Source organism: Synechocystis sp. LEGE 06083, assembly GCF_015207725.1.
Classification (GTDB): Bacteria; Cyanobacteriota; Cyanobacteriia; order Cyanobacteriales; family Microcystaceae; genus Synechocystis; species Synechocystis salina.
This window is the reverse complement of the sequence record NZ_JADEWJ010000261.1, coordinates 1-5,567: the sequence shown is the minus strand read 5'-3', so window position 1 is coordinate 5,567 and position 5,567 is coordinate 1. Positions and strand designations below refer to the sequence as shown.

6 protein-coding genes and 1 pseudogene are annotated in these 5,567 nt (G+C 49.9%); all 7 read right to left on the bottom strand.

Going from position 1 to position 5,567, the window contains the following annotated elements; all coding sequences use genetic code 11:
- A partial coding sequence (locus IQ219_RS16270; RefSeq protein WP_194073297.1) for a heme o synthase occupies positions 1-937 on the bottom strand: 937 nt, incomplete at its 3' end.
- 149 nt (positions 938-1,086) lie between these two features.
- Positions 1,087-2,028 carry a heme A synthase gene (locus IQ219_RS16265; protein WP_190596562.1) on the bottom strand — a complete coding sequence of 314 codons (942 nt, stop codon included), beginning with the start codon at positions 2,026-2,028 and terminating at the stop codon, positions 1,087-1,089.
- 147 nt (positions 2,029-2,175) lie between these two features.
- Entirely contained in the window at positions 2,176-2,601 is a 426-nt protein-coding gene (locus IQ219_RS16260; RefSeq protein WP_194073296.1) for an EVE domain-containing protein, read from the bottom strand.
- A gap of 162 nt (positions 2,602-2,763) precedes the next feature.
- Positions 2,764-3,510, bottom strand: coding sequence for a phycocyanobilin:ferredoxin oxidoreductase (locus tag IQ219_RS16255; RefSeq protein WP_194073295.1), 747 nt, complete (start codon positions 3,508-3,510; stop codon positions 2,764-2,766).
- Positions 3,511-3,573: 63 nt separating this feature from the next.
- Entirely contained in the window at positions 3,574-4,299 is a 726-nt protein-coding gene (rpaA, locus tag IQ219_RS16250; RefSeq protein WP_190596568.1) for a two component system response regulator RpaA, read from the bottom strand.
- Positions 4,300-4,527: 228 nt separating this feature from the next.
- Positions 4,528-5,085 (bottom strand): hypothetical protein, encoded by a 558-nt coding sequence (locus tag IQ219_RS16245; RefSeq protein WP_228017232.1) that lies wholly within the window; start codon positions 5,083-5,085, stop codon positions 4,528-4,530.
- 173 nt (positions 5,086-5,258) lie between these two features.
- Positions 5,259-5,567, bottom strand: a pseudogene (locus IQ219_RS16240) (hypothetical protein); the annotation flags it as partial.

Below are 5,567 nucleotides of genomic sequence, written 5' to 3'. Positions count from 1 at the left end.
AAGTTTCCATTTGGGCCACCAACTGATGGGTGACGGGTAAACTGTCAATCACCATGGCCAGGCAGAGCAACATGAGGTAAAAAATGGAGAACTTGAATAATCCCCGGGCTAAGTCCCGATCGCCGGGAGCCTGCTTGAGTTGCCAAGCTTTGACCAGAAATTGTCCGCCCAAAACCATGGCGATCGCCAGATAAAGGATGCCCAACTGGTGGAGGGGATAGACCAGTAATAGGCTGAAGGGCACTACCAAAAGGGAATAGTACCAAATTTGGCTGACGGTTTTTTCTTCCCCCGCAATCACCGGCAACATGGGCACATTCACCTGGGCATAATCATCCTTAATCATCAAAGCTAGGGCCCAAAAGTGGGGGGGAGTCCAGAGAAAAATCAGCGCAAACAGTACCCAGGGAGTCCAGCTTAAATCCCCCGTAACGGCGGCCCAACCTACCAAGGGGGGAATGGAGCCCGCTGCGCCACCAATGACAATGTTTTGGGCGGTGTGCCGTTTCAGCCAATGGGTATAGATCAGCATGTAAAAGACGATGCCGGACAACGCTAAGCAACCGCTGAGCACATTGATAAAGGCAGCAAAAAGAGTAAATGAGAGTACCCCCAAAACTAGGGCAAAAATCAACGCATGGCGGGGTTGGACTTTTCCGGCCGGGATGGGTCTGGCTCTGGTGCGGAGCATCTCATAATCAATGTCTTGGTCGTAAATACAGTTCAGGGTTTGGGCCGACGCAGCGGCAAGGGTTCCCCCCAATAGGGTGATGAACAATTTGGGTAAATCCACCCGACCTTCCGAGGCAATCCACATGGAAGCCGCGGTGGTAATCAGCAAGAGGGGAATAATTCTCGGTTTGGTTAACTGGTAATAACTTTTGCACACCGCCCCCATGGAATCGTGTTGGCGATGAATTTTTGTCGAAGTAACCATAGAGAATCAAAAGAAAGGGTAAGCAGGGGAAGAACAAAAAATTTTCTTGAATTTTAAGCGAGTCTTCCCAAACTGGACAAAAAATAGCAGTTAGATTGACCGCAACAGCAGGAACTTCCCTCCCCAGAAAGATTTGAAGATTTTTGCCATCAGGCTGTAATGGGGGTCGTCGGTCGATGGTCGCGCACTGCTAAAACGGCGATCGCCAATAGGGTAGCCCAGAGACAAATTCCCACTGTATGGTGGGCTACGGTTAGGGGTTCAATTTGTAAATGGAGTTTTAGCGTAGCAACCCCCAATAGGATCTGTCCCCCCAACAGGGCCAGGGCTCCATTGCCCAACTGGCGTAGGAAAGGGTTCAGGGCCGGGGTGCGCCTGGTACACCAATAGGTCATAGCCACCCCCAAGGCCGTGGGTAAAACCCCCAACAGATGACTATGCAACACTTGGCAAAATTGCGTGCCGGCGATCGCCAAACACTGATGGGCCGCCCACTGGGAGCCCACCAATCCCCCTAGTAAACATTGCAGATAAATAATAGTGGTGCTAGCTAGGGCCACCGGTCTTAACTTACCGGCTGTTTGATTGCTTTGGTAGGGCATCAGGCAGAGGCCAATGATCACCAAAGAGCCTAAAAAAGCCATGGCTGTCCCCAAATGGGCCGTTACAATGTCAAACCTTAGCAGTTCAATCACCGTCAGCCCGCCTAACAATCCCTGCACCAAAATCAGCGCCAGGGATCCCAAGGTAGCCCAGGGCAACCAACTGGGCAAAACCCGACGGAACCACCAGCTCAAACCTACCAAAATTAGGGTGCTAAAACCAATCAAAGCGGCATCCAAACGGTGGAACCATTCTAAAAATACCTGTAAATTCATTTGTTGACTGGGGATCCACTGACCATAGCACAGAGGCCAATCAGGACAGGCTAGCCCCGCATTCATTACCCTGGTGGCACTGCCCACCGCCATCAATAGCACTGTGGCAATAACAATTTTCCACACCAGCCGACGAATCCAGACCTGAACCTGGACAAAAGCATGGGGTTGACTTTGGGAGCGAATGGCATTGGGGAGAATAGACTCAGCCATAGTTTTGATCTGCAACCTCAACAATAGGGGCAAGGGCGGGGAGAAAAACCCCAGTCACCGTCAGATTCTAACCAACACTCTCCCCAGGGGAAAGAAAACTTGGCTACAGCATCGATATTCTTTAGATTTACTTCAGATTTCCCCGACTCAACCTTTGAGACTATAAACCCGTTGCCATTGCTCCTCTGTAACCCGAAAGTTTGTGCTGTTGGGCGCCCTAATAACCAGCAAATCTCGTAGAATCTGATCCTGTTTAAGTTCGTGGCGGCGGAGGGGTTGTCCCAGCAATTTACGTAGAAATCTGAGTTGTACCCTCGGTTTATCTAACTTAGCCTGGTCAGGCATGAGCCAATATTGCTTATCTAGTAGCTCTGTTTGAATTTCCGGTGGCTTAGTTACCTCGGCAATGGCATAAATCCCCGCTTCTGGGCCGGCCATCCAGACCAAAGCCCGATCGCCAACCTGAATTTCCTTGCCATAACGGGTTACTAACCAGGGCAATTCCTCTTGCTCTTCAATGGCCTGAAGAATTTGATAGTACTTAGGGTTGCCTTGAAATAACCAGTAGGCCATAGTTGGTTCGCAAATTGAAATAACTGCGGCGAGATTTGGGTCAGGGTAACAAAATTGAAGCTAATTAAAATTGACTGCAACAGCTACTTTGACCGCTAAAAATCAACCTTATCCTACATTTAATTTAAATCCACGCCAACGTAGTAACGAAGACTTTATTATTTACTGAATAACATCAAATAACACCTGACTCATATATCTTTCCGCCCAGGCGTCCCCAAAGGCTTTTTCCAGTACCCGACGGGTTTTATCATTTTTCTGTTGTTGTTGGCAATAATGAATTTGTCCCTGACGGTGTTCCGACGTTTGAGTCTCAGACAAAGGTGCAGCAACCGTTGCTTGGTGGCAGTGAATTTGCAAAAAATCCGCTACCCGTTGCACAAACCGTTCTTCTTCAGTGCCATTGCTGGGGCGGATAAATAAACAATACTCAGAAAATATTTCTCCCCAGGGAGGCAATTCTCGTTGTTGCTCAAATTCTGGTTGGCCTAATTCCGCCAATGCTTCTTGGTACGCTTCAGGCAATTGGCGATCGCCTTGGGTGGGGGATAGATCGGCAATGGCCGCACTCACCCCCGCTGGCCCCGCCACAATATCACAACCAAATAGGGGCAGACCGTATAGAGGCTCGGGAAACATCACACAATGGAGAATATCCAGTCCCTTGCCCACCTTGGCCAACTCCAAATGCATTTTGCGGAACTGGGGCGTTTGGTAGCACCGATTTTCAATCACTAACTTTTCCCCTTCCAGTCGACCTTCTACGTAGCCCAAATCCTCCGGTAACGCATAGGGCTTGAGGGATAAACCCTGCCAACTAGCGGCGATCGCCAGGGCTAGCTGTTGAATCATTGGGTTCAACGTCGGCATCAGGGAAGAATTAGTCAAACTTAAATCAGTGACGGCCATGGTAAACATTCAAATCTAGGGTAAATCAATCGGACAATGGGCTGGAAACTTGGAAACTAAAACCTACGCTGGATTGCCGCCCCCTTCCTCCGTTGACAGTTCTAAACAATAGCCCGCTCCATACACCGTTTTAATGAAGCGAGGCCGACGGGGGTTGGGTTCCAACTTGGTGCGGAGGTGGCGAATGTGCACCCGAATGGTTTCAATATCATCATCTGGTTCATAGCCCCACACTTCCCGCAAAATGTCGCTGGGGGAAACCGTTTGCCCATGGCGTTGCAACAAACAGTGGAGCAACTCAAACTCCAAATGGGTCAACTTAATACTTTTGCCAAACCAAATCGCCTCAAATCTTTCCGGTACCAAGGTTAGGGGCCCCTGGTTGAGAATTTCTGAGTGTTTCGCCGCCTGGGGAATGCGATCCGTGCGCCGCAGTAAGGCCCTCACCCGGGCTAACATTTCCTCCACGTCGAAGGGCTTGGTGAGGTAGTCGTCGGCCCCGGAGTCAAAGCCTTGAATCTTATCCTGGATCTGACCCAACGCCGTTAGCATCAGCACCGGAATATCGGCCGTGCGTTCATCCCGGCGCAACCGTTGACAGACCGTAAACCCATCCACCTTGGGCAGCATCAAGTCCAACATGATCAAATCCGGTTGCAGTTGCACCGCCAACGCTTGACCCTTAATGCCATCCACTGCTTGTTGGACATCGTAGCCCGCCATTTCCAGGTTAATGGAGACTAAATCAGAAATTGCCGGGTCGTCGTCAATGATCAGTATTCGAGGCATGCGCAGGGACTAAAGGAAAACAAAATAATTTCAAGGCGCAAACCATTATAAGAGCTTTTAAAGGGCCAAGGCCCTAAATCATTGGCTTTTTATTCTTGACTAATGATTTTTATAGTTTTAAGTAACTAGTTTGAACTACATTGCTGGGCAAATTAGCCAGATTACCGCAAAGCTCGGCAATAAAGGGGGTAAATACAGGGCTCTTTCCCCTTTGCCAGATCTTAGATTCTATTCCTGGGGACCTGGAGCTACGGGAATGGCTGCCCCTTCCACCGGAATGACCTGAATGAGGTGATCTTCTGCCGGATTTTTACTGGCGGGGGGAGCAATGGGAGCTTCACTGGGTAAAGCCTTTTTCGGAGCAGGATTGCTGATAATGGCAGTGTCCACAGCTTTTTGCTCCATGGGTTTACCAAGGGGGCTATGGAGAGGAGGCGAAGAAGGTATTTCGGTAGCGTCGGAAGGTGGTGCTCCATGACTTTCCCCAGCGGGAAGCAGATTCTCACCGATCGCCCCAGTGGTTTCCGTTTCCAGTACTTTGGCAGTTTCAGCGGCCGGGCCAGGGGTCTTATCGGACTTTTCCCCGGTGGGCGTGGTGGGACGCAACTCAGAATTGACCAATTTGGCACCACCATCCTGGGGAGCATTATTCTCCGGCTGGGCGATCGCCGGGGGACATTCGGTACTGCTCAGCCCCACTTGACAGCGCAACTCCTCCCTAGCCAAGGAAACAAAAATGCCGGTGCTGGAAAGGAGTAAAGCAAAAATAGTTAAAGCGTTTCTCATAACCACTGACTTAACTTGAATCGGTGTGTTGTCTTTGCCATTGATCCCAGGTGGTTAGCTGAACAACAGCGAACCCATGGCAACCGATCCTAGCCCATGGGAAGAAAAATTTTCATTTTCCAGGGCCATTTTGGCGATCGCCCCGTGGTGGTGGGTAAGAATTTCGCTTTCAGTTAATCAAACCAACCAATGTCCTCATCGCTTAAATGGGTGGAGGGCTGTTTGGGGGCCACATAACGGGCAGGCATGGCTCGGGGCAGGGTGGTGAGGGCGGCGCTGGTCGAGGGAGTTAAGTCCTCTTCCAAATCCTGAATTTTGCTGTACAGTTTGCCCACCAAATTTTTTTCTTCCGTCAGTTCCGTTTGCAACTTCTCCACCAATTGCACTTCGTTCTGGAGTTTTTTCACCCGAGCCTGTTCTTGTTTTAAACTTTGTTCTAGTTGTTTAACCTTTTCCTGAGCCTTTTTTTCTTGCCGCTGGCG

Excerpts from the sequence above, each read along its gene's own strand:
- IQ219_RS16245 (WP_228017232.1), bottom strand. The coding sequence starts at position 5,085 with ATGAGAAACGCTTTAACTATTTTTGCTTTACTCCTTTCCAGCACCGGC.
- IQ219_RS16255 (WP_194073295.1), bottom strand. The coding sequence starts at position 3,510 with ATGGCCGTCACTGATTTAAGTTTGACTAATTCTTCCCTGATGCCGACG.
- IQ219_RS16260 (WP_194073296.1), bottom strand. The coding sequence starts at position 2,601 with ATGGCCTACTGGTTATTTCAAGGCAACCCTAAGTACTATCAAATTCTT.
- rpaA (WP_190596568.1), bottom strand. The coding sequence starts at position 4,299 with ATGCCTCGAATACTGATCATTGACGACGACCCGGCAATTTCTGATTTA.
- IQ219_RS16265 (WP_190596562.1), bottom strand. The coding sequence starts at position 2,028 with ATGGCTGAGTCTATTCTCCCCAATGCCATTCGCTCCCAAAGTCAACCC.